General features: G+C 58.7%; 23 protein-coding genes. 12 read left to right on the top strand and 11 right to left on the bottom strand.

Annotation, left to right across the window (positions count from 1 at the left end):
* The first annotated feature begins 145 nt into the window (after positions 1–145).
* Positions 146–1231, top strand: a complete 1086-nt coding sequence (glnL, locus tag BK662_RS33475) for a nitrogen regulation protein NR(II) (protein ID WP_038978561.1) — start codon at positions 146–148, stop codon at positions 1229–1231.
* On the top strand, positions 1228–2664 hold the full coding sequence (ntrC, locus tag BK662_RS33470; protein ID WP_007897405.1) for a nitrogen regulation protein NR(I): 1437 nt from the start codon (positions 1228–1230) through the stop codon (positions 2662–2664). Before glnL ends, ntrC begins: the two co-directional genes overlap by 4 nt.
* Positions 2665–3136: 472 nt before the next feature.
* Here ntrC and BK662_RS33465 read toward each other — a convergent pair whose 3' ends face one another.
* Positions 3137–3577, bottom strand: coding sequence for a hypothetical protein (locus tag BK662_RS33465; RefSeq protein WP_123361125.1), 441 nt, complete (start codon positions 3575–3577; stop codon positions 3137–3139).
* Here BK662_RS33465 and BK662_RS33460 point away from each other — a divergent pair.
* Positions 3576–4031: a tRNA (cytidine(34)-2'-O)-methyltransferase gene (locus tag BK662_RS33460; RefSeq protein ID WP_007949025.1), complete on the top strand. Its 456-nt coding sequence runs from the start codon at positions 3576–3578 to the stop codon at positions 4029–4031. The genes BK662_RS33465 and BK662_RS33460 overlap by 2 nt on opposite strands.
* Before the next feature lie 170 nt (positions 4032–4201).
* Here the strand turns inward: BK662_RS33460 and secB are convergent, their stop codons facing one another.
* Genes secB through BK662_RS33440 form a run of 3 tightly spaced genes read right to left on the bottom strand, consistent with a single transcriptional unit; the run spans position 4202 to position 5412 of the window.
* Complete coding sequence (gene secB, locus BK662_RS33450) at positions 4202–4687, bottom strand: protein-export chaperone SecB (RefSeq protein WP_007897410.1); 486 nt, start codon at positions 4685–4687, stop codon at positions 4202–4204.
* Between the two features lie 55 nt (positions 4688–4742).
* The gene (gene grxC, locus BK662_RS33445; RefSeq protein ID WP_007939440.1) at positions 4743–4997 is read right to left on the bottom strand and encodes a glutaredoxin 3; all 255 of its coding nucleotides are present in this window, start codon (positions 4995–4997) and stop codon (positions 4743–4745) included.
* 1 nt (position 4998) lies between these two features.
* On the bottom strand, positions 4999–5412 hold the full coding sequence (locus tag BK662_RS33440; protein ID WP_123361124.1) for a rhodanese-like domain-containing protein: 414 nt from the start codon (positions 5410–5412) through the stop codon (positions 4999–5001).
* A gap of 154 nt (positions 5413–5566) precedes the next feature.
* Here BK662_RS33440 and gpmI point away from each other — a divergent pair, with 154 nt between their 5' ends.
* The 5 genes from gpmI to BK662_RS33410 all read left to right on the top strand — a co-directional run bounded on the left by gpmI (position 5567) and on the right by BK662_RS33410 (position 12390).
* The gene (gene gpmI / locus BK662_RS33435) at positions 5567–7096 is read left to right on the top strand and encodes a 2,3-bisphosphoglycerate-independent phosphoglycerate mutase (RefSeq protein ID WP_123361123.1); all 1530 of its coding nucleotides are present in this window, start codon (positions 5567–5569) and stop codon (positions 7094–7096) included.
* Between the two features lie 228 nt (positions 7097–7324).
* Positions 7325–8617 carry a murein hydrolase activator EnvC family protein gene (locus BK662_RS33425; RefSeq protein ID WP_123361121.1) on the top strand — a complete coding sequence of 431 codons (1293 nt, stop codon included), beginning with the start codon at positions 7325–7327 and terminating at the stop codon, positions 8615–8617.
* A 34-nt stretch (positions 8618–8651) separates the two neighbouring features.
* Positions 8652–9971, top strand: a complete 1320-nt coding sequence (locus tag BK662_RS33420; protein WP_007897415.1) for a S41 family peptidase — start codon at positions 8652–8654, stop codon at positions 9969–9971.
* A 1-nt stretch (position 9972) separates the two neighbouring features.
* Positions 9973–10770, top strand: coding sequence for a divergent polysaccharide deacetylase family protein (locus tag BK662_RS33415; RefSeq protein WP_123361120.1), 798 nt, complete (start codon positions 9973–9975; stop codon positions 10768–10770).
* 201 nt (positions 10771–10971) lie between these two features.
* A complete protein-coding gene (locus BK662_RS33410; RefSeq protein ID WP_185047221.1) occupies positions 10972–12390 on the top strand; it encodes a trypsin-like serine peptidase in 1419 nt (472 codons plus the stop codon).
* A gap of 37 nt (positions 12391–12427) precedes the next feature.
* Here BK662_RS33410 and BK662_RS33405 read toward each other — a convergent pair whose 3' ends face one another.
* The 7 genes from BK662_RS33405 to BK662_RS33370 all read right to left on the bottom strand — a co-directional run bounded on the left by BK662_RS33405 (position 12428) and on the right by BK662_RS33370 (position 18243).
* Complete coding sequence (locus BK662_RS33405) at positions 12428–13183, bottom strand: substrate-binding periplasmic protein (protein ID WP_123361118.1); 756 nt, start codon at positions 13181–13183, stop codon at positions 12428–12430.
* A gap of 73 nt (positions 13184–13256) precedes the next feature.
* Entirely contained in the window at positions 13257–14027 is a 771-nt protein-coding gene (hisF, locus tag BK662_RS33400) for an imidazole glycerol phosphate synthase subunit HisF (protein ID WP_123361117.1), read from the bottom strand.
* A gap of 9 nt (positions 14028–14036) precedes the next feature.
* On the bottom strand, positions 14037–14774 hold the full coding sequence (hisA, locus tag BK662_RS33395) for a 1-(5-phosphoribosyl)-5-[(5-phosphoribosylamino)methylideneamino]imidazole-4-carboxamide isomerase (RefSeq protein WP_123361116.1): 738 nt from the start codon (positions 14772–14774) through the stop codon (positions 14037–14039).
* Between the two features lie 42 nt (positions 14775–14816).
* The gene (locus BK662_RS33390; protein ID WP_123361115.1) at positions 14817–15074 is read right to left on the bottom strand and encodes a DUF2164 domain-containing protein; all 258 of its coding nucleotides are present in this window, start codon (positions 15072–15074) and stop codon (positions 14817–14819) included.
* Complete coding sequence (gene hisH, locus BK662_RS33385; protein ID WP_008068774.1) at positions 15075–15713, bottom strand: imidazole glycerol phosphate synthase subunit HisH; 639 nt, start codon at positions 15711–15713, stop codon at positions 15075–15077.
* On the bottom strand, positions 15713–16306 hold the full coding sequence (hisB, locus tag BK662_RS33380) for an imidazoleglycerol-phosphate dehydratase HisB (protein ID WP_007939452.1): 594 nt from the start codon (positions 16304–16306) through the stop codon (positions 15713–15715). Before hisB ends, hisH begins: the two co-directional genes overlap by 1 nt.
* Before the next feature lie 275 nt (positions 16307–16581).
* Positions 16582–18243 (bottom strand): OFA family MFS transporter, encoded by a 1662-nt coding sequence (locus BK662_RS33370; protein ID WP_123361114.1) that lies wholly within the window; start codon positions 18241–18243, stop codon positions 16582–16584.
* 349 nt (positions 18244–18592) lie between these two features.
* Here BK662_RS33370 and BK662_RS33365 point away from each other — a divergent pair, with 349 nt between their 5' ends.
* From BK662_RS33365 to BK662_RS33350, 4 genes are all read left to right on the top strand, one after another.
* Entirely contained in the window at positions 18593–18997 is a 405-nt protein-coding gene (locus BK662_RS33365) for an acetyl-CoA sensor PanZ family protein (RefSeq protein WP_123361113.1), read from the top strand.
* A 77-nt stretch (positions 18998–19074) separates the two neighbouring features.
* On the top strand, positions 19075–21309 hold the full coding sequence (locus BK662_RS33360) for an AsmA family protein (protein WP_123361112.1): 2235 nt from the start codon (positions 19075–19077) through the stop codon (positions 21307–21309).
* On the top strand, positions 21306–22373 hold the full coding sequence (mutY, locus tag BK662_RS33355; protein WP_123361111.1) for an A/G-specific adenine glycosylase: 1068 nt from the start codon (positions 21306–21308) through the stop codon (positions 22371–22373). The genes BK662_RS33360 and mutY overlap by 4 nt, the downstream gene beginning before the upstream one ends.
* On the top strand, positions 22370–22642 hold the full coding sequence (locus tag BK662_RS33350) for an oxidative damage protection protein (protein WP_007897448.1): 273 nt from the start codon (positions 22370–22372) through the stop codon (positions 22640–22642). The genes mutY and BK662_RS33350 overlap by 4 nt, the downstream gene beginning before the upstream one ends.
* The last annotated feature ends 16 nt before the right edge of the window (positions 22643–22658 follow it).

Raw genomic sequence — 22658 nt, 5'->3', positions numbered from 1 at the left:
AAAGCTGGCAGAACGCCACGTAAACGAGCGTCAAACGCCTGTTTCAGGCTCTAAACGCTTCTTTTCGGAGCCTTGGTTTGGTTTTTGCATTTTCCTCGTATCAGCGCTTGTTTCTTACGTGCGCTCCGCTCCAAAAGAGGTCCTGATGACCATTAGCGATGCACTACACCGCTTGCTACTCGACAACCTGACCACCGCAACCATTCTGCTCGACGCCGAACTGCGCCTTGAGTACATGAATCCGGCGGCGGAGATGCTGCTGGCCATCAGCGGCCAGCGTAGTCATGGGCAGTTCATCAGTGAGTTGTTCACCGAGTCCACCGAGGCGCTGAATTCCTTGCGCCAGGCAGTCGAGCAGGCGCACCCGTTCACCAAGCGCGAAGCGATGCTCACCGCCCTCACCGGCCAGACCCTGACCGTCGACTACGCCGTGACACCGATCCTGAGCAATGGCGCTACGCTGCTGTTGCTGGAGGTTCACCCGCGTGACCGCTTGTTGCGGATCACCAAGGAAGAGGCACAGCTGTCGAAGCAGGAGACCAGCAAGATGCTGGTACGCGGCCTCGCCCACGAAATCAAAAACCCTCTGGGCGGGATTCGTGGCGCGGCGCAGTTGCTCGCCCGTGAGCTGCCGGAAGAAAGCCTGCGCGATTACACCAACGTCATCATTGAAGAAGCCGATCGCCTGCGCAATCTGGTGGATCGCATGCTCGGCTCCAACAAATTGCCGTCACTGGCCATGTGCAACGTCCATGAAGTGCTGGAACGCGTGGGTCAGTTGGTGGAGGCCGAAAGTCAGGGCTGCATCACTTTGGTGCGCGACTACGACCCAAGCATTCCGGATGTGTTGATTGATCGCGAACAGATGATTCAGGCCGTCCTGAACATCGTGCGCAACGCGATGCAGGCCATCAGCAGCCAGAACGAGCTGCGCCTTGGCCGCATCAGCTTGCGTACCCGCGCCATGCGCCAGTTCACCATCGGCCACGTGCGTCATCGCCTGGTGACCAAGATCGAAATCATCGACAACGGCCCGGGGATCCCCGCCGAGCTACAAGAAACCATCTTCTTCCCCATGGTCAGCGGCCGCCCGGACGGTACCGGGCTCGGCTTGGCCATTACCCAGAACATCATCAGCCAGCACCAGGGCCTGATCGAATGTGACAGCCATCCAGGCCACACCACGTTCTCGATCTTTCTGCCACTGGAACAAGGAGCCACATCGACATGAGCCGTAGTGAAACCGTGTGGATCGTCGATGACGACCGTTCTATCCGTTGGGTCCTGGAAAAAGCCTTGCAGCAAGAAGGCATGACCACGCAAAGCTTCGACAGCGCCGATGGCGTGATGAGCCGCCTGGCGCGCCAGCAGCCGGACGTGATCATCTCCGACATCCGCATGCCGGGTGCCAGCGGTCTGGACCTTCTGGCACGGATTCGCGAACAACACCCACGGCTGCCGGTGATCATCATGACCGCGCACTCCGATCTGGACAGCGCTGTCGCGTCCTATCAGGGCGGTGCGTTCGAATACCTGCCCAAGCCGTTCGACGTTGACGAGGCGGTATCACTGGTCAAACGCGCCAACCAGCACGCCCAGGAACAACAAGGCCTGGAAGTCCCGGTCGCCCTGACCCGCACCCCGGAAATCATCGGTGAAGCGCCGGCGATGCAGGAAGTGTTTCGCGCCATCGGGCGCTTGAGCCACTCCAACATCACCGTGCTGATCAACGGCGAATCCGGTACCGGTAAAGAACTGGTGGCCCACGCCCTGCACCGTCACAGCCCACGGGCGGCCTCGCCATTCATTGCGCTGAACATGGCGGCGATCCCCAAGGACCTGATGGAATCCGAGCTGTTCGGCCATGAAAAAGGCGCATTCACCGGAGCGGCCAACCTGCGTCGCGGGCGTTTTGAACAGGCTGACGGTGGCACACTGTTCCTCGATGAAATCGGCGACATGCCGGCGGATACCCAGACTCGCTTGCTGCGGGTATTGGCGGACGGTGAGTTCTACCGCGTCGGCGGCCATGTGCCGGTGAAGGTCGATGTGCGAATCATCGCCGCGACTCACCAGAATCTGGAAACCCTGGTGCATGCCGGAAAATTCCGTGAGGACTTGTTTCACCGCCTCAACGTGATCCGCATCCACATTCCACGGCTGTCGGACCGTCGCGAAGACATCCCGACCCTGGCCAAGCACTTCCTCAGCCGCGCCGCGCAAGAACTGGCGGTGGAACCGAAGCTGCTGAAAAGCGAAACCGAGGAATACCTGAAGAACCTGCCGTGGCCAGGCAACGTGCGTCAGCTGGAAAACACCTGCCGCTGGATCACTGTGATGGCTTCGGGTCGCGAAGTACACATCAGCGACTTGCCGCCGGAGCTGCTGAGCCTGCCGCAGGATTCGGCGCCGGTGACCAACTGGGAGCAAGCGTTGCGTCAGTGGGCTGATCAGGCGTTGGCTCGCGGCCAGTCGAGCCTGCTCGACAGCGCCGTGCCGGCTTTCGAACGGATCATGATCGAGACCGCCCTCAAACACACCGCCGGCCGCCGCCGCGATGCTGCCGTGTTGCTGGGTTGGGGCCGTAATACCCTGACGCGCAAGATCAAGGAATTGGGAATGAAGGTTGATGGTGGGGATGATGATGAGGGGGATGAGGGTTAAGCAGCCTTTAGTTTTCTGCTGACTGTCAGATCCAATCGCGAGCAGGCTCGCTCCCACAGTGGGTTTTCAGTGTGTTCACTATCCTGTGAACACCATTGAACCCTGTGGGAGCGAGCCTGCTCGCGATGCTTTCGGAGCCAACATGCACCGCCTAAATGCACCGTGACCCGCAATCGCGCACAACAACCGATCCAAAATCCCGCCTTCACCTGCAAAAAAAACCATATCGCACAAACACCAAAGCCCCGGATCACGGGGCTTTCAGCGCTGCCCAGCGGTTTTCTATTGCAACTTGTTAAAAGCTGGCACGCCCCCTGCAATAGTCCAATCAGTGATTCGATTCACTACCCAGTTTCGGGGACCTTGGTACAGGCAGGCCGGGGATTCCCTCTTTAACACCGGGCTCACGCCGCAATGCGCGAGCCCTCCCGTTTTGGGAACCTTGGTACAGGCAGGCCGGGGATTCCCTCTTTTATTGCGCTCGGAGATGGATCTCCAGCCGCCAGCGGTCATCGACCTCGCTACCGGCCCACTCGCCCTGCAGCGGTCGGGCCGCCACCAGCGTCAGCAACAACCCTCCATCGCTCAACCGCACCCGCCAGTTCACGCTCTTGTCGTTGAGCTTGAGCTGACCTTTCTGCGCACGGCCTTCAGCCTCGAACAACAGCGCCACGCTGCCGTCGACCAGCTCGCCGTGGGTTTTGGGTTCGTTGTTGAACCACACCACCAGCCCGTCATTCGTGACCTCGACCTGCAGCAATTCGCTAGGGTCGGGAGTGGTCAGGCGACCGATCATCAGGCCCACCATCACCCCGACGATCGCCAGCGAAGCCATTACCCGCGGGAATAGTTTCGAACGAGGGTCCTTTGGCGGCGTAGAATGCCCGTCATCTTTACCTTCGGAGCCGTGCATGTTTCACGTCATCCTTTTCCAACCAGAAATTCCGCCGAATACCGGCAACGTTATCAGGCTGTGCGCCAACAGTGGCTGCCACCTGCATTTGATCGAACCGCTGGGCTTCGAGATGGACGACAAGCGTCTGCGCCGGGCCGGCCTCGATTACCATGAGTATGCCACCCTGCAACGCCATGCGGACCTCGCAAGCTGTCTGGAAAGCCTCGGCCATCCACGGCTGTTCGCCTTTACCACCAAGGGCTCGCGGCCATTTCATGACGCCAGCTTCGCCGAGGGCGATGCCTTCCTGTTCGGCCCGGAAAGCCGTGGCTTGCCGGCCGAAGTGCTCGATGCCCTGCCCGGCGAACAACGCCTGCGCTTGCCGATGCGCGAAGGCTGTCGCAGCCTGAACCTGTCCAACACCGTGGCCGTCGCAGTGTATGAAGGCTGGCGCCAGCTCGGGTTCAAGTAAGGGACACGCCCCCGTAGGAGCTGCCGAAGGCTGCGATCTTTTGATCTTAAAAATCAAAATCAAAATCAAAAGATCGCAGCCTTCGGCAGCTCCTACTCGAAGGTTTCGTTTGCTCCACGAAAAAAGCGCCTTCAACGGCGCTTTTTTCATGGAGCAAACGAAGCTTCTTTTTACTGAACGGTTGGAGTCTCGCCAGCCGCCTGCATGCGTTGCAGCTCTTGTGCGTACAGCGCGTCGAAGTTCACCGGGGCCAGCATCAGGGCCGGGAACGAACCGCGGGTCACCAGGCTGTCCAGGGTTTCGCGAGCGTACGGGAACAGGATGTTCGGGCAGAACGCGCCCAGGGTGTGGCTCATCGAAGCATCGTCCAGGTTCTTGATCAGGAAGATCCCGGCCTGTTGCACTTCAGCAATGAACGCCACTTCTTCACCGTTTTTCACGGTAACCGACAGGGTCAGTACGACTTCATGGAAGTCGCCTTCCAGAGCCTTCTGGCGAGTGTTCAGATCCAGACCGACGCTCGGCTCCCACTGCTGGCGAAAGATCGCCGGGCTTTTCGGGGCTTCGAAGGACAAGTCACGTACGTAGATGCGCTGCAAGGAGAATTGCGGTGCGGTTTCTTCTTCGCTAGCTGCAGTGTTCTGTTGGTCAGTCATCTCAGATCCTTTCTGATCTCGGGTCTTGTAGGGTTGGCTATTTCAAGTAAGGCAGTCAGGCCTTGAGCATGGCGTCGAGCTTGCCGGCGCGCTCCAGGGCAAACAAATCATCACAGCCGCCAACGTGGGTGCTGCCGATCCAGATCTGCGGCACGGACGTACGCCCAGCCTTCTGAGCCATCGCGGCACGCACCTGCGGCTTGCCATCGACCTTGATCTCTTCGAAGGCTACGCCTTTGTTCTCGAGCAGGTACTTGGCTCGCGAGCAATAAGGGCAGTAATCGCTGGAATAGACGACGACGTTGTTCATATCACTTCACCAGCGGCAGATTATCGGCTTTCCAGCTGGAAATACCGCCGGACAGCTTGGCGGCGGTGAAGCCGGCTTTCATCAGTTCGCGGGCATGAGTGCCGGCAGTCTGGCCCATGGCATCGACCAGGATAATGGTCTTGGCCTTGTGCTTTTCCAGTTCGCCGACGCGAGCGGTCAGTTTGTCGTGAGGAATGTTCAACGCGCCAACGATGTGACCAGCGGTGAAATCCTTGATCGGACGGATGTCGATAACCACGCCTGCGTCTTTGTTGACCAGCCCGGTCAGTTCACCGGTGCTCAGGCTGCGGCCGCCGCCTTGCATCTGATAAGCGATCAGCAACGCCAGCAGTACGACGAAGATACCGACGAGCAAATAGTGGTTAGTGGCAAATTCAATCAGGTGAGCAACCATCGAAGGAGGTTCCAGGGCGTTAAAATGTCGGCCAGTATACACAGCCACTATGGTGGGCCAAACCCCGTCCGGCGGTGACGCGGTTGGAACTTCGCTTTAAACTGCCACTCCCTTTTCCATCGCCCTCTTTATAACTCAGCCACGAGTGGAATCTATGACTACGACGCCTAAACCTTTGGTCCTGATGATTCTCGACGGCTTCGGTCACAGTGACAGCCAGGAATCCAACGCCATCTATGCCGCGAAGAAGCCCGTACTGGACCGCTTGTGGGCCACTGTGCCGAATGGCCTGATCTCGGGCAGCGGCATGGACGTCGGCTTGCCGGACGGCCAGATGGGCAACTCCGAAGTCGGTCACATGAACCTTGGCGCCGGCCGCGTGGTGTACCAGGACTTCACGCGCGTGACCAAAGCGATCCGCGACGGCGAGTTCTTCGAGAACCCGACCATCTGCGCCGCGGTGGATAAAGCCGTTGCTGCCGGCAAAGCCGTGCATTTCATGGGTCTGCTGTCCGATGGCGGCGTCCACAGCCATCAGGATCACCTGGTCGCCATGGCTGAACTGGCCTACAAGCGCGGCGCCGAGAAAATTTACCTGCATGCTTTCCTTGATGGCCGTGATACGCCACCGAAAAGCGCCCAATCGTCGATCGAGTTGCTGGACGCGACCTTCGAAGCCCTCGGCAAAGGCCGGATCGCCAGCATCATTGGCCGTTACTACGCCATGGACCGCGACAACCGTTGGGATCGCGTGTCCCAGGCCTACAACCTGATTGTCGATGGCAGCAGCGAATTCAATGCCGCCAGCGCGCAGGAAGGCCTGCAAGCCGCTTACGAGCGCGGTGAGAGCGACGAATTCGTCAAAGCCACCGCCATTGGTGAGCCGGTGAAAGTCGAAGACGGCGACGCCGTAGTCTTCATGAACTTCCGCGCCGACCGCGCCCGCGAACTGACCCGCGTGTTCGTCGAAGACGATTTCAAGGAATTCGAACGCGCTCGCCAGCCTGCACTTGCCGGTTTCGTCATGCTGACCCAATACGCCGCCAGCATCCCCGCGCCGTCGGCCTTCGCCGCGAGCAGCCTGGACAACGTGCTGGGCGATTACCTGGCGAAAAACGGCAAGACTCAGTTGCGCATCGCCGAAACCGAGAAATACGCCCACGTGACCTTCTTCTTCTCTGGCGGGCGCGAAGAACCGTTCCCGGGTGAAGAACGCATCCTGATCCCGTCGCCGAAAGTCGCCACCTATGACTTGCAGCCCGAGATGAGCGCCCCGGAAGTCACCGACCGCATCGTCGAGGCCATTGAGAAGCAGCGTTACGACGTGATCGTGGTCAACTACGCCAACGGCGACATGGTCGGCCATAGCGGTGTGTTCGACGCGGCAGTCAAAGCGGTTGAATGCCTGGACCTGTGCGTCGGCCGTATTGTCGATGCCCTGGAAAAAGTCGGCGGTGAAGCCCTGATTACCGCCGATCATGGCAACGTCGAGCAAATGTCCGACGCATCCACTGGCCAGGCGCACACCGCGCATACCACCGAGCCGGTGCCATTCATCTATGTCGGCAAGCGTGACTTCAAGGTCCGCGACGGCGGCGTGCTGGCGGATGTCGCGCCAACCATGCTGATGTTGCTGGGGCTTGAGAAACCGGCGGAGATGACCGGGACTTCGATTCTGGTGTAATCCGGCCGTCAAACGCAGCAAAACCCTGTGGGAGCGAGCCTGCTCGCGATAGCAATCTGACAGCCAACATCTTTGTTGAATGTACTGATGCCATCGCGAGCAAGCTCGCTCCCACATTGGTTTTCGGTGTTTTTCAGTCCAGTTATCACACAACCCCAATTGGGCATTTTTTTTGCTGCGCTTGGCGGGCATACTAGGCCGTCCCTTTCCCTGGTGTCGCCCGCCTCTATGCTTCGCGTCCTGATAGCCCTTGCCCTGACTTGCCTGCTTCAACCGGCCTTTGCCGACGAGCGCACGCAAACCCAACAACAGTTGGACGCCACGCGTCAGGACATTGCCGAGCTGAAGAAACTGCTGGGTAAACTCCAGGAAGAAAAATCCGGGGTGCAAAAAGACCTCAAGGGCACCGAAACCGAGATGGGCAAGCTCGAGAAGCAGGTCGAAGCCCTGCAAAAAGAGCTTAAGAAAAGCGAATCCGAGCTGCAGCGACTCGATGATGAGAAAAAAAAACTCCAGAGCGCGCGAATTGAACAGCAACGACTGATCGCCATCCAGGCCCGCGCGGCCTATCAGAATGGCCGTCAGGAATACCTGAAGCTGCTGCTCAACCAGCAGAACCCGGAAAAATTCGCCCGCACCCTCACCTATTACGACTACCTCAGCCAGGCCCGCCTGGAGCAGCTGAAGAATTTCAACGAAACCCTGCGCCAACTGGCCAATGTCGAAAAAGACATCGGCCTGCAGCAGGCGCAATTGCTGGTGCAGAAAAGCAGCCTCGACAGCCAGCGCGACGAACTCGACAAGGTCCGCCAAGAGCGTCAGCAAGTCCTGGCCAAGCTCAACGACGACGTGAAGGCCCGCGACCAGAAACTGGCGGCGCGCGAGCAGGATCAGGCGGACCTGTCTAAAGTCCTTAAAACCATTGAAGAAACCCTGGCCCGTCAGGCCCGAGAGGCAGAAGAAGCGCGGCAAAAAGCGCTGATCGCCCAGCAGGAAGCCGAAAAAAAGCGTTTACGTGAGGCTCAGGCTGAAGCAGATGCCACCGATGCCCCACGCAAACCCGCAAAATCGACACCCGGCGCACTGGTTTCAAGTTCAGGCGAAACCTTTGGCGGCCCCTTTGCGTCCACCCGCGGCAAACTTCCATGGCCAGTTGATGGTCGACTGCTGGCGCGCTTCGGTGAAAGCCGTGGCGACGATGCCCGCACCAAATGGGATGGCGTGATGATCAGCGCCAACGCCGGCAGCCAGGTGCATGCCGTTCATGGCGGCCGCGTGGTGTTTGCCGATTGGTTGCGAGGCGCCGGGTTGCTGGTGATTCTCGACCACGGCAATGGTTTTTTGAGTCTTTATGGTCACAACCAGACACTGCTCAAGTCTGCGGGTGACGTGGTAAAAGCCGGTGAGTCCATCTCTACTGTCGGTAGCAGTGGCGGGCAGGACACACCAGCGCTGTATTTCGCTATTCGTCAGCAGGGTCACCCGAGTGATCCGGCGCAATGGTGCCGCGCGCAAGGATAGGCGTTGAGTCACCTACTTCAGGAGTTCGTTCGACATGCTGTATTTGTCCCGCCTTACCTCGCTGGCCCTGACGATTGCCCTGGTGATCGGCGCGCCATTGGCGTTCGCCGCTCAGCCTGCCCCGGCGGTCGCGCCTGCCGGCACCGCTGCGACCACCAAGGCGCCATTGCCGCTGGACGAGTTGCGCACCTTTGCCGAAGTCATGGACCGGATCAAGGCAGCCTATGTAGAACCGGTGGACGATAAGACCCTGCTGGAAAACGCCATCAAAGGCATGCTCAGCAACCTCGACCCGCACTCCGCGTACCTGGGCCCGGAAGACTTCGCTGAATTGCAGGAAAGCACCAGCGGCGAATTCGGCGGCCTGGGCATCGAAGTCGGCGCCGAAGACGGTTTCATCAAAGTGGTTTCGCCCATCGATGACACCCCGGCCTCCAAGGCCGGCATTCAGGCCGGCGACTTCATCGTCAAGATCAACGGCCAGCCGACTCGCGGCCAAAGCATGACCGAAGCCGTGGACAAGATGCGCGGCAAGATCGGCCAGAAAATCACCCTGACTCTGGTACGCGACGGCGGTGCGCCTTTCGACGTGACCCTGGTCCGCGCCATCATTCAAGTGAAAAGCGTGAAGAGCCAGCTGCTGGAGTCCGGCTATGGCTACATCCGCATCACCCAGTTCCAGGTCAAGACCGGCGAAGAGGTCTCCAAGGCCCTGGCCAAGTTGCGCAAGGACAACGGCAAGAAACTCAGCGGCATCGTCCTCGACCTGCGCAACAACCCGGGCGGCGTACTGCAATCGGCGGTGGAAGTGGTCGACCACTTCATCACCAAGGGCCTGATCGTCTACACCAAGGGCCGCATCGCCAACTCCGAATTGCGCTTCTCCGCCACCGGCAAGGACGAAAGCGAAGCCGTGCCAATGGTCGTGCTGATCAACGGTGGCAGCGCCTCGGCCTCGGAAATTGTCGCCGGCGCCCTGCAGGATCAGAAACGCGCAGTCGTCATGGGCACCACCAGTTTCGGCAAAGGCTCGGTCCAGACCGTGTTGCCGCTGAACAACGAACGCGCACTGAAAATCACCACGGCGCTGTACTACACGCCGAACGGCCGCTCGATTCAGGCGCAGGGCATCGTCCCTGACATCGAAGTGCGCAAGGCCAAGATCACCAACGAGCAGGACGGCGAATACTTCAAGGAAGCCGATCTGCAAGGTCACTTGGGCAATGGCAACGGCGGCGCCGACAAACCGACCGGTTCCGGTGGCAAAGCCAAGGCCATGCCGCAGGATGATGATTACCAGTTGGCCCAGGCCCTGAGCCTGCTCAAAGGGCTGAGCATCACCTCCGGCCGCTGAGATGCGCCTGCGGTTGCTCCTCGGCCTGCTGTGCTGTCTGGCGGGCGTCGCTCACGCGGCGCCTGCCACAACAGCCGCCACACCTCACAAGGCTTATCTGAGCCTGATCATCGATGACCTGGGGCAGAACCTGCCCCGGGATCGCCGCGTGCTGGCCCTGCCCGGCCCGGTCACCGCGGCAATCATGCCCGATACACCCCACGCCACCGAATTCGCCCACGAAGCCCATCGCGCCGGCAAGATCGTCATCCTGCACATGCCCATGGACCCTGCCACCGGACCGTTTGCCTGGCATCCCGGGTTGCCCATCGAAGAACTCGAAAAGCGCCTGAACGCGGCGTTCCAGGCTGTACCTTATACCGCTGGCATCAACAACCACATGGGCAGCCGCATGACCGTTCAGCAACCGGCCATGGCCTGGCTGATGGCGGACTTGCAGCGTCGGCACAAGTTCTTCGTCGACAGCCGCACCAGCGCGCAAACCGTGGCCGCCGCCGAGGCGCAGAAGATTGGTTTGGCGAGCGTTTCGCGGGATGTGTTCCTGGATGACGAGCCCACTGAAGCCGCGATTTTTACTCAGCTACAGACGGCTATCAGCCTGGCGCACAAACAGGGTTCTGCGGTGATGATCGGGCATCCGTATCCGCAGACATTAGCGGTGCTTGAACGTGAATTGCCCAAGCTCAAGGCTCAGGGCATCGACTGGATCGATATCAAACAGATGATCAGCGTGCGCAGCAATCGGGCGATGGCCGGGCATGGGAAGGACGGCAGTTACCGGACGCCGCACGCCAATTAACCCATCTGATTATTTACCAGCCCCCTGGAATCCATGGCGTGTGCGATTTGAGTTCGCCATTTGCGTTGCGGCCGACATATATAAATATGTACCACCTGCCCACGCGAATAATCGTCACCATATCTCGAAGCTGTAAATCACACAGTAGGCATTCGAGTCTGCCGTCCTGAAACCACAAATAGGTATAGCCAAGGAATGGCAATGAAATTCAAACATATCACTTTGACAATTTACCTGATGAGTCACGTCTTTTTGTTCACTGAAGCCGCACAAACTGACATCGGAGACAATTTAAAGAACGGCTCCCGTTCCAAACCGTTAACAAACAGTGACAACCGGTATTCACGCTGGACCGGAATTGGCCTGCTGAATATGCCCAAAGGTACTTGTACCGCAGCTCTTATTGACACCAGAGATGCCGGATGGACGGATACTGCGCCCGCCTATGTAATCACTGCCGGCCACTGTGTATTAGCTGAATATGGCACCTCAAAGTTAAATTATGAGTTTAATGCAAACGTAATTTTCAATTATTTTCAAGACGCGCCAAACAATCACAAAACATACAAAATCCGCACGGCAATCTGGACAAGCATGTTAGGGACAGATCTAGCGATACTCGAACTTGAAAAGCCTCTGTCGGCGTTATTGCAAGACCAGATCATGCCTCTCAAAATCTCACCCACGCCCCCCTTCTTCTCTCATGACGTGCTCAATGTCGGTACACCCGGCACCTTCACCAACAGGACCTTACGCTTGAGTGCCTGCGTCCAGGAAGTGTCCAGGACTATCTCTGGCGTCCCCCCTGCATTTCCCGGAGGTTTAGTGAATCAGTGCAAGGATTTGGATTACGGGAGTTCCGGCAGCCCGATGGTTGATCGGCGAACAAACCAAATCACGAGTATTGTTTCCGAACGCCATTACGGTTTTTCACCCGCGTTTTTATCAAACTGCTTCAAAAATGGAATATTCAGCAATGGCACTGCAACCTGCGACTTACAACAAATCAACGTGAACGTCGACTTCGAGAGTTTGTTTTTAAGAACCCGACTTCGACCTGAAATGGACTTTTTAGGCAATGAAACAATGCCCACATGGGATTTTTCATTCAATATCGATACGCCATATTACCGATACAAGACTGTGCGAGATGCGCTCAACTGCGAGAAACCAGAAAACTATAGCGCCGCCATCAGCGCTACAAACGGCCATATTAATGACTCTGTAGGCCCCGAAACGCGCATGCACGTCCTGTGCATAATAGGTGTACGCTCGAAAGAGCAAAGGCTCACAACTGTATTACTGAAAAACACTTTCACCCACTCTACCCATCTCGCAGAGCCTGCTCCTGAACCAGCGTTTGGTCATACTAAAAACTTTACATCGATGCAATGGGAAGGTTCATATCCTGATTTCAGCTCGCATTTTTTCTATTCAACCAGCGTCGATAGCACGCCCTGTGCCGACTTCCGTGACGAACGGTACAAGAAAGCAGCGGAGTTCGAGATGCTGTCGCCAGACAGACCTTTGAAAGTATGTAGCTACGCAAGCAATGAGTCAGACCTGCAACCCTCGGCAACGCGATTTGATCTGATAGCGCCTTCCACTATGGATCGATAATACTTCCTATGGGAACAAAATTTCCCCCACCGGAATATCAGAGATATCGTGCCATGATGTCGTCCACCACGCCTTCCTTGCGCAGCTGATCCAGCGCCGTCTGAAGCCTGGTTACCACTTCGTCCGGCACCTCCTTGTTCAGCGCCAGGTAAAGCTCGGCACTGTTGAAACGCAGCACGGTTTTAAGTCCGACCACACCGTCCTGTCGGGCGAGATAGCGTCCGGCCGGATCACCCGTTGCCCATAGGTCGATCTGGCCGCTGGCAAGTTTTTTCGCGTTATCTTGATCACGGAGCACGACAATAGGCTTGAGACCCTGCTTGGCCAGCGTCTCGGCGATCGCGTCGCCCTTGTACGCACCAATTTTGAATTTGCGCGCGTCATCCAGCGTTTTCAGGCTGATCTTGCTATCCGCCTTGGCCAGCATGATCCAGTCATCGGGACCGATCGGGCCTACCCATTTGAAGAGTTTCTCGCGGTCCGGCAGTCGCGCCATCACAAATACGCCATAACCCGGCTTTTCGAGGGCGAGTTTATAGACTCGCTCCCAAGGGAAACGTAGCGTCAGACTGTAGGAAATATCAGCGCGCTTGAACATCTCGCGAACGATGTCCGTGGCGATGCCATTTATATTCTCGTCCTGCGCGAAATTTTTGCCATTCTTCGCCATGTTGTACGGCGGGAAGTTTTCCGTCAGCAGCACCAGGTCGGTGGCGGGATTTTCTTCGGCGTGAGCTCCGTTGATGAGCAACAGAGAAGCGCTGGCGAGGACAAGAAGAAGACGTTTAAGCATGTCGGGCTACCGGAATCCATGGCGTGCTCAAGAGTGCCTTGAGCCCGCCATGCTGTCCACTGGCCTGTACTGTTTAGCGCATCACGATGCCGCGATGAGCCATGTAGGCCTTGGCTTCCTGCACGGTGTATTCGCCAAAGTGGAAAATACTCGCCGCCAGCACCGCGCTGGCGTGGCCTTCGAGAATACCGTCGGCCAAGTGCTGCAAGTTGCCGACACCGCCGGACGCGATCACCGGAATCCCCAGCGCATCGCTGATGGTGCGGGTGACGCCCAGGTCGAAGCCGTTTTTCATGCCGTCCTGGTCCATGCTGGTCAGCAGGATTTCACCGGCACCGAGGCCTTCCATCTTCTTCGCCCACTCAACGGCGTCGAGGCCGGTTGGCTTGCGACCACCGTGGGTGAAGATTTCCCAGCGCGGGGTTTCGCCCGGACCGGAAACTTTCTTCGCGTCGATGGCGACGACAATGCATTGCGAGCCGAAATGCTGAGCCGCTTCGCCGACGAATTCCGGGTTGAACACCGCAGCAGTGTTGATCGAGACCTTGTCCGCACCGGCATTGAGCAAGTTGCGAATGTCCTGCACGGTACGTACACCGCCGCCCACGGTCAGCGGGATGAACACCTGGCTGGCCATGCGCTCGACGGTATGCAGCGTGGTGTCGCGACCGTCGACGCTGGCGGTGATGTCGAGAAAGGTAATCTCGTCAGCACCTTGCTCATCGTAGCGACGGGCAATTTCCACCGGGTCGCCGGCGTCGCGAATATTCTCGAACTTGACGCCCTTGACCACCCGGCCGTTATCCACGTCCAGGCAAGGGATGATGCGTTTGGCCAGCGCCATGGTGAGTCCTCAGCCTTTGTACGAATCGCAGAAAGCTTGCGCTTCAGCAACATCGAGGGTGCCTTCGTAAATCGCCCGGCCGGTGATGGCGCCGATGATGCCTGGTGCCTTGGCGTCGAGCAGCGACTTGATGTCACCCAGATTGTGGATACCGCCGGAAGCAATCACCGGAATCTTCGTCGCCGCGGCCAGGGCGGCGGTGTACGAAACGTTGCAGCCCTGCATCATGCCGTCTTTGGCGATGTCGGTATAAACGATCGCGGACACGCCGTCGGCTTCGAATTGCTTGGCCAGGTCGATCACCTGGATGGTGCTGATTTCAGCCCAGCCGTCGGTGGCGACAAAACCGTCTTTGGCGTCCAGACCGACGATCACTTTGCCCGGGAACGCGCGGCAGGCTTGCGCAACGAAAGCCGGATCTTTCACGGCTTTGGTGCCGATGATCACGTAGCTCACGCCTGCTTTCACGTAGTGTTCAATGGTTTCCAGCGAGCGGATACCGCCGCCGATCTGAATTGGCAGGTTCGGATAGCGCTTGGCGATGGCGGTGACCACTTCGCCGTTGACCGGCTGGCCTTCGAAAGCACCATTCAAGTCGACCAGATGCAGACGGCGGCAACCGCCTTCCACCCACTTGGCAGCCATGCTCACCGGGTCATCGGAGAACACCGTGGAATCTTCCATGCGGCCCTGGCGCAGACGAACACAGGCACCGTCTTTGAGATCGATAGCGGGAATAATCAGCATCTGGCAAACCTTCAAATTCGAGTATTCAGCTTTGCTCGGAAATCAGTTTTTCTCGAGCGCCCACAGGTCGCTTTCGATGCTTTCGAACCTCTCTTTGAGGTGCGTCTGCACATCGAAAATCGCCCTGTTGTAATAGTGCGGAGCAATTTCGCGGGTAAACAGCTCAAGGATTTCAGCCGCTTCGAACGAACCCAGGTCCAGCTCGAAGCGATCCTCCATGAAGCGTTTGATCTTGTGATTGGCCTCGTTCTCCTGCTCGGGAGTGAGGGTCAGGATCGGCGGCTTCTTTTTGGCAACCATTTACCAGCGACCATCCCACGCAGCGAAGTTCTGCAGTAATTGCAGGCCATGGGTATGGCTCTTCTCCGGGTGGAACTGCACGGCGAAACGCGAGCCGTCGGCCAGCGCTGCGGCGAAATCGACACCGTAGTGACCGCTGCCCACCACCTGCCGCGCATTGCCGGCAGCGATGTAGTAGCTATGCACGAAGTAGAAACGCGCCAGGTCCGGAATGTTGTGCCACAGCGGGTGTTCTACCGTTTGCTTCACTTCGTTCCAGCCCATGTGCGGGACTTTCAGGTGTTCGCCGTCTTCGTGCAAATCCTTGCCGAAGAACTTCACCTGGCCCGGAAACAGGCCAATGCAGTCCACGCCGTTGTTTTCTTCGCTGCTGTCGAGCAAAGCTTGCATGCCCACGCAGATGCCAAGGAACGGACGGTCCTGGCTGACTTCACGCACCAGCGAGTCGAAGCCCAGGCGACGGATCTCCGCCATGCAATCGCGAATCGCGCCAACGCCGGGAAATACCACGCGATCGGCTTCGCGAATCACATCGGCATCGCTGGTGATCAGGACCTTGCCGGCACCGACGTGCTCGAGGGCCTTGGCCACCGAGTGCAGGTTGCCCATGCCGTAATCGATAACCGCGACCGTCTGCATTACAGAACGCCTTTGGTCGAAGGCATTTGCCCGGCCATGCGGTCATCCAGCTCTACGGCCATGCGCAGGGCGCGGCCAAAAGCCTTGAACACGGTCTCGATCTGGTGGTGGGTGTTGTGCCCACGCAGATTGTCGATGTGCAGGGTAACGTTGGCGTGGTTGACGAAGCCCTGGAAGAATTCCTGGAACAGGTCAACGTCGAAGCCGCCGACGGTAGCGCGGGTATAAGGAACATGCATCTGCAGGCCAGGACGGCCGGAGAAGTCGATCACCACACGCGACAGCGCTTCATCGAGCGGCACGTAGGCGTGGCCGTAGCGACGGATGCCTTTCTTGTCGCCGATGGCTTTGGTGAAGGCTTGACCCAAAGTGATACCGACGTCTTCCACCGTGTGGTGGTCGTCGATATGCAGGTCGCCCTTGCTGACAATATCCAGGTCGATCAGCCCGTGACGGGCGATCTGGTCCAGCATGTGCTCAAGAAAAGGTACACCGATATCAAATCGGGCCTTTCCGGTGCCATCCAGGTTGATCGAGGCTTTGATCTGGGTTTCCAGAGTGTCGCGCTCGACAGACGCCATACGTTCGGCCATCACCAGCTCCGCAAAAATCATTGGGGCGAAAAAGGCAGCCATTATAGGGTCGCGGGCGCTAAACAGAAACACGAGAGGTGATATCACTGACGGAGTGAATCCCCTGCCGTCGGGGATAGACATGTCAGTACAAGCGTGTGAATCAAATTCTGCGGCTGTGGATAACAAGTGTGGGAGCGAGCCTGCTCGCGATAGGGCCATCACATTCAACATCTATGTTGACTGTCAGACCGCTATCGCGAGCAAGCTCGCTCCCACAGGGATGATGCGTTTACTTAATGGAACAACACCGCAGTTTTCTGCAGCGTCACCCAAACACCCCATGCCAACGGAATACCCACCACCAACCACGCAGCCACCGCCAACGGCTTGGTGCCCGCATCCGCTTTCCACTCCAGCACGGTGCTGGCGTCAGCACCCTTGTCGTGGCCCAGCGCCTGTTCGGCCGCCAGTTCAGCGTCGGTCATGAAGTACTTGTCGGCCACCGGGCGAACCATCAGGTTGCACAGGAAACCCAGCACCAGCAGGCCCGCGAGAATGTACAGCGTGATGTCGTAAGCCGCGGCACGTTCAACGCCAATGCTCAGCTGATACTCACGCAGGTAGTTCACCAACACCGGCCCCAACACACCCGCCGCTGCCCACGCCGTCAACAGACGACCGTGGATCGCGCCAACCATTTGCGTGCCGAACAGGTCCGCGAGATACGCAGGAACCGTCGCAAAACCACCACCGTACATCGACAGGATGATGCAGAACGCCGCCACGAATAGCGCAACGTTGCCCAGGTGACCGAGGCTCGGGATCAGCGCGTACAGGGCAACACCCAAGGCGAAGAACACGAAATAGGTGTTTTTGCGACCCAGGTAGTCCGAGAACGAAGCCCAGAAGAACCGGCCACCAATATTAAACAGGCTCAGCAAACCGGTGAAACCGGCCGCAATCGCTGCGATCGAGGCCAGTTGCCCGGCATCCAGCTGACCAAATGTCTGGTCGGTGCCCAGCAATTTACCGGCGAAGACTTCCTGCAGCAGCGGCGAAGCCATGCCGAGGATGCCGATACCCGCCGAAACGTTCAGGCACAGCACCAACCACACCAGACGGAATTGCGGGGTCTTCCACGCCACATTCACGTGGACGTGACGGTGAGTGATCATCGCGTTCGAGGCTTTTTTCGCCGGAGCAGTCCAGCCTTCAGGCTTCCAGCCGGTTGGCGGAACGCGGTAGGACAGCGCGCCACCGATCATGAACACGAAGTAGATCGCGGCCATTACCAGGAAGCTCTGCCATACGCCCACGCTGGTTGGCGAAGCGAAGTGCCCCATCAGCGCTGCAGCCAGTGGAGCACCAACCATCGCACCACCGCCGAAGCCCATGATCGCCATGCCTGTGGCCATGCCGCGCTTGTCCGGGAACCACTTGATCAGGGTCGAGACCGGCGAGATGTAACCCAGGCCCAGGCCAATACCGCCAATGACTCCGGAGCCGATCCACATCAGCCAGATCTGGTGGGTATAGACCCCCAGCGCCGAAATCAACAGACCGCCACACCAGCACAGTGCCGACACCACACCGGCCTTGCGAGGACCTGCGTGCTCAAGCCAACCGCCCCAGATCGCTGCCGAGCAGCCAAGGAAGATGAAGAACAGGGTGTAGATCCAGCCGAGCATCGAGATCGGCCAGTCGCATTGAGACGAAAAGACCTGAGCGATGAAGCTCATGTCCGGCGCGCAAGTCACGGCCTTGGTGACGCCCAGGGCTTTGGACAACGGCAACCAGAACACCGAAAAGCCGTAGGCCATGCCGATGCACAAGTGGATGGCCAGAGCGGCCGGTGGTACCAGCCAACGGTTAAAACCGGGCTTGGCGATGATGCGCTCCTTGGACAGGAACGCGGGCTGATCGGCAAAGCCGTCCGCCGTGATGCTCGTAGTCATGGTGTTTCCCCCAATTATTAGTATGGTTCGCCAGCCGTTCTTCACCCTCAGCCTTAATGCACGCAGGCATGACTGTTTTTTTAGGTGAAGCTCCATTTTGGTGCGACATCACGCCGCAGAAGGGACGGACGAACGGGCAGAGGTTACCATTTGCACGTGACAGAAAAACCAAACTGATATCACCTTTTTGTATGTCATCTGTTCTCGTACAACTGCAAAAATATATTTTCACGCGTAGGAGCTGCCGAAGGCTGCGATCTTTTGATCTTCTATTCACGTTACAAAAGATCAAAAGATCGCAGCCTGCGGCAGCTCCTGCGGGACCGGATTAGCTTTCAAGGGAGACACCATGCCGATCATTGTCGAACTGCTGAACCAAGCCACTTATCAGGATCAACAAGATCTGCAAAAGATCTACCGTGACGCCCCGGACTGGCTGTTTGCGCCATTCATTGGGGAGATGCAGCTGATTGAAGACTGCCTGCAGGACGGTTCGCTGATCGCCGGACGCTTCAACGATCGGCTGTTGGGTGCGGCACGTTTGCAACGGCACCACGACGTCTGGCATTTGTCCCATTTGTGCGTACGAAAAATCACCCGTCGTCGTGGGGTTGCCGAGCGTCTGGTGAACGAAGCGCAGAAAATGGCGTCGCAATCAGGCGCGACATTGCGGCTGTTGGCGCCTGCCGGGCATCTCGAAGCTCAAGCGCTGGCGGCTAAGCTGAAGGTACCGCTGGATGAGCTCCCGATGTGATCGCTGACCGGTCAGCCACTTCGGAGCGCTATACTCCCCGGCTAAATTTCGAATTCGACTAATACAAGGACTCGCCCATGAAAGCGTTCGGCAAAATCCTGGGTCTGGTACTTCTCGGGCTGTTGCTGATCATTGTGGCGCTGGGCTTTGCCCTGACCCACCTCTTCGATCCCAACGACTATAAAGACGAGATTCGCCAGATTGCCCGCGACAAGGCCCACATCGAGCTGACGCTCAATGGCGATATCGGCTGGAGCCTGTTTCCCTGGCTGGGCCTGGAATTGCACGAAGCCAGTGTTGCGACCCTGGCCAAGCCTGCCGAGCCGTTCGCAGACTTGCAGATGCTGGGCCTGTCGGTCCGCGTGATTCCGCTGCTGCGCCGCGAAGTGCAGATGAGCGATGTGCGCGTCGAAGGCCTGAACCTGCGCCTGAACCGCGACAAGGACGGCCACGGCAACTGGGAAGACATCGGCAAGGTCCCGGCACCTGCCACCCCGAGTACCTCGGCCACGCCGCCCGCCACCACCGGCGAACCCGCGCCAACGACTACCGCCCAGGCAGAAAAACCGGCCCAGCCGATCCGCCTGGACATCGACAGCCTGACCGTCAACAACGCCCGCGTTGAGTACAACGACGAGAAAACCGGCAAGCAGTTCAGTGCCGAAAGCATCCAGCTGAGCACTGGCCCCGTGCATGACTCGACCAACATCCCGGTCAAACTCACCGCGTTCCTGGGTACCAACCAACCGGTTCTGCGGGTGCGGACCGAGCTGGCCGGCGAGTTGCGTTTCGAACGTGCGCTGCAGCGCTACAAATTCGAAGACATGAAACTCTCCGGTGAAGTCGCTGGCGATCCGCTGCAAGGCAAGACCATGACCTTCGCCGCTCAAGGCCAGTTGCTGCTGGACAAGGCCGCCAACGTCGCCGAATGGACCGGCATCAAGATCTCCGCCAACCAGCTGCGCGCCTTGGGTGAACTGAAGGCCAACGACCTCGACAAGACCCCGCAAATCAGCGGCGGCCTGTCGATTGCCCAATTTGATCTGGCGAAATTCGTCGACAGCATCGGCCAGAAACTCCCCGCGATGGCCGAAGGCAGCCTGAGCAAAGTCGAACTGGCCAGCCAGGTTGCCGGCACGCCGACCAGCTTGTCCCTCGACAACCTCAACCTGAAACTCGATGACAGCACTTTCAGCGGCCACATCGCTGTCGAGGACTTCGCCAAGCAATCGCTGCGACTGAACCTCAAGGCTGACACCTTCAACGTCGATCGTTACTTGCCGCCAAAATCCGCCGAAGCCAACAGCGCGAAGCAGGTGCGTGAGGCCGAAGTGGCCAGCACCGAGACCGAGGCGATGGCTGGTGCGGGCAGTTCACCACTGCCACCCTCACCGACCAAAGGCCCGTGGAGCACCGAGCGTCTGTTGCCGGTGGAACGCCTGAGCAAACTCGACGTGGACGCCGACCTGACCTTCGGCCAGCTGACCCTCGACAAGCTGCCGATTCAGAATGCTGCACTCAAGGCCACCGGCCAAGGCGGCCTGCTGACGTTGGAGAACCTGCGCGGCGATCTGTACGACGGCAACTTCGAAGCCAAAGGTACCCTGGACGTACGCCAGCAAGTGCCGGCGCTGAACATGCAGACACGCATCAGCAAAGTGCCTGTAGAAAAAATCCTCGAAAGCCAGGGGAAAAATCCACCGGTCCAAGGCCTGGTAACGCTCGATAGCGCGCTGACCAGCAGCGGCAATAGCCAGAGCGTGCTGATCGATAACCTCAACGGTAATGCCAGTTTCGTCATCAACAATGGCGTGCTGCTCAATGCCAACCTTGAGCAGCAACTGTGCAAAGGCATCGCCACCCTGAATCGCAAAACCCTCACGGGCGAGCCACGGGGCAAGGACACACCGTTCGAAGAGCTCAAGGGCAACCTGACCTTCCACAACGGCGTGGCCAGCAACCCCGACCTGAAAGTGCGCATCCCGGGCATGACCGTCAACGCTAACGGCGACATCGACCTGCGGGTACTGGGCATGGATTACCGCGTCGGCGTCATCGTCGAAGGCGACAAGAGCGACATGCCGGACCCTGCCTGCCAGGTCGGCGAGCGCTACATCGGCATCGAGTGGCCGCTGCGCTGCCGTGGCCCGCTGGAACTGGGTGCCAAGGCTTGCCGCGTCGACAACGAACGCATGGGACAAGTCGCGAGCAAACTGGCTGGCGAACGAATCAGCGAAAAAATCGACGAGAAGCTTGGCGATAAAGTCAGCCCGGAACTGAAAAACGCGCTCAAGGGGCTGTTCAAGCGATGAGAGCCGAGCAGTTTTCAACGGCGGTGCTGGATTGGTACGACCGCCACGGCCGCCACGATTTGCCTTGGCAGCAGGGCATCACCCCTTACCGGGTGTGGGTCTCGGAAATCATGTTGCAGCAGACCCAGGTCAGCACCGTGCTGAATTACTTCGACCGTTTCATGGCTTCGCTGCCAACGGTCGAAGCTCTGGCCGCCGCGCCGGAAGACGAAGTGCTGCACCTGTGGACCGGCCTCGGTTACTACACCCGCGCGCGCAACTTGCAGAAGACCGCGAAGATTGTCGTTGCCGAATACGGCGGCGAGTTTCCCCGTGATGTGGAAAAGCTTACCGACCTGCCAGGTATCGGCCCGTCCACGGCCGGCGCGATTGCCAGCCTGAGCATGGGCCTGCGGGCGCCGATCCTCGATGGCAACGTCAAACGGGTGCTGGCGCGCTTCACCGCGCAAGAGGGTTATCCGGGCGAGCCAAAGGTTGCCAAACAGCTGTGGGCCAACGCTGAGCGCTTTACGCCGCAGACCCGTGTCAACGCCTACACCCAGGCGATGATGGACCTGGGCGCCACGCTCTGCACCCGCAGCAAACCGAGCTGCCTGCTTTGTCCGCTGGAAAAGGGTTGCGAGGCGCACATGCTTGGCCTGGAAACCCGCTACCCGATCCCCAAGCCACGCAAAGCCGTGCCACAGAAGCGCACGCTGATGCCGATGCTCGCCAACGGCGAAGGAGCGATTCTGCTTTACCGTCGCCCTTCCACGGGCCTGTGGGGCGGTCTCTGGAGCCTGCCGGAACTCGACGACCTCGAAGACCTGCAACATCTGGCTTCGCAGCACTCGCTGGAACTGGGCAGTCAACAGGCACTGCCGAGCCTGGTGCATACCTTCAGCCACTTTCAATTATCCATCGAACCCTGGCTGGTTCAGGTCCAAGAGGCTGGCCATCACGTGGCCGAGGCCGACTGGCTCTGGTATAACCTCGCCACCCCGCCGCGCCTGGGCCTTGCCGCCCCGGTCAAAACCTTGCTCGAACGCGCGGCCGCCGTATTGAACGCAGGAGAGTCGTCATGACCCGCACCATCATGTGCCGCAAGTACAAAGAAGAATTGCCCGCCCTGGAGCGCGCTCCATTTCCGGGTGCAAAAGGTCAGGACATTTTTGACCACGTCTCGGCCAAGGCCTGGGCCGACTGGCAGAAACACCAGACCCTGCTGATCAACGAAAAACGCCTGAACATGATGAACGCCGAAGACCGCAAATATCTTCAAGGTGAGATGGACAAGTTCTTTTCCGGCGAGGAATACGCCAAGGCCGAAGGCTACGTTCCGCCCGCTGAATAATCCCGTTTTTTCGGGG

Origin of the sequence: Pseudomonas frederiksbergensis (genome assembly GCF_003732275.1) — a bacterium.
Taxonomy (GTDB): Bacteria; Pseudomonadota; Gammaproteobacteria; order Pseudomonadales; family Pseudomonadaceae; genus Aquipseudomonas; species Aquipseudomonas frederiksbergensis_H.
This window is presented reverse-complemented; position numbering and strand designations above follow the sequence as displayed.